Origin of the sequence: Williamsia sp. (assembly GCF_016462415.1) — a bacterium.
Lineage (GTDB): Bacteria > Actinomycetota > Actinomycetes > Mycobacteriales > Mycobacteriaceae > Williamsia_A.
Genome location: NZ_JAEMTF010000215.1, coordinates 1 through 793, shown reverse-complemented (window position 1 = coordinate 793; position 793 = coordinate 1). Strand labels below are relative to the sequence as shown.

Below are 793 nucleotides of genomic sequence, written 5' to 3'. Positions count from 1 at the left end.
AAGATGTGGACCCCGACGGTCTGCAGCCTCCCAAGGGCATCACGATCCTCGGGATGAGCAGCGATCATCTGGTGGTCGACCTGGGTGACCATGAGGCCGCCGTCGGTGACGAGATCGCGTTCGGTGTCAGCTACGGCGCACTCGTACGGGCCATGACGTCACCCTTCGTCACCAAGACGGAAGTGGGCGGCGACAGCGCTGAGAATTCGTGAAACGTGGTGGCCAGGGCCGGGATCGAACCGGCGACCTTCCGCTTTTCAGGCGGACGCTCGTACCAACTGAGCTACCTGGCCGGGACGGCACTGAACTACCTTGCGTCGCCGTTTGGCGACCCTGACGGGACTCGAACCCGCGACCTCCGCCGTGACAGGGCGGCGCGCTAACCAACTGCGCCACAGGGCCTTGCTTTCCTGCTGCTCCGACGTTGCCGCCGTTGCGTCGTACCCCCAACGGGATTCGAACCCGTGCTACCGCCGTGAAAGGGCGGCGTCCTAGGCCGCTAAACGATGGGGGCCAAAGCCGAATCTCTTCGGGGTACTCGTCAACGCAAGCGCGTTGGGAGCTTCGATAGCTTAGGTTATCGACCCCCAATTCCTCAAACCACCACCGGTGCCGCGCCCGCCCCGACCGCTCCGACGGGGCCAAGTATCCTGATTCTCCGCGCCCCTATAGCTCAGTTGGTAGAGCTACGGACTTTTAATCCGCAGGTCCCAGGTTCGAGCCCTGGTGGGGGCACTGCGCGCGACCATCCCGAGCATGTGCTCTTGGGCTGACGGACCGCGCCATCCGGATT

General features: G+C 64.1%; 4 tRNA genes and 1 pseudogene. 2 read left to right on the top strand and 3 right to left on the bottom strand.

The features are described from left to right. A pseudogene (locus JHC79_RS23450) lies at nucleotides 1–212 on the top strand (hypothetical protein); the annotation flags it as partial. 4 nt (nucleotides 213–216) lie between these two features. Here JHC79_RS23450 and JHC79_RS23445 read toward each other — a convergent pair. The 3 genes from JHC79_RS23445 to JHC79_RS23435 form a co-directional block, all read right to left on the bottom strand. After that, a tRNA-Phe gene (locus tag JHC79_RS23445) sits at nucleotides 217–293 on the bottom strand. Between the two features lie 32 nt (nucleotides 294–325). Then, a tRNA-Asp gene (locus tag JHC79_RS23440) sits at nucleotides 326–402 on the bottom strand. A 39-nt stretch (nucleotides 403–441) separates the two neighbouring features. Continuing rightward, a tRNA-Glu gene (locus JHC79_RS23435) sits at nucleotides 442–514 on the bottom strand. Nucleotides 515–662: 148 nt separating this feature from the next. On the opposite strand from JHC79_RS23435, the gene JHC79_RS23430 reads away from it, so the two are divergent. Beyond that, nucleotides 663–735: transfer RNA gene (locus tag JHC79_RS23430), tRNA-Lys, on the top strand. Nucleotides 736–793 lie beyond the last annotated feature (58 nt).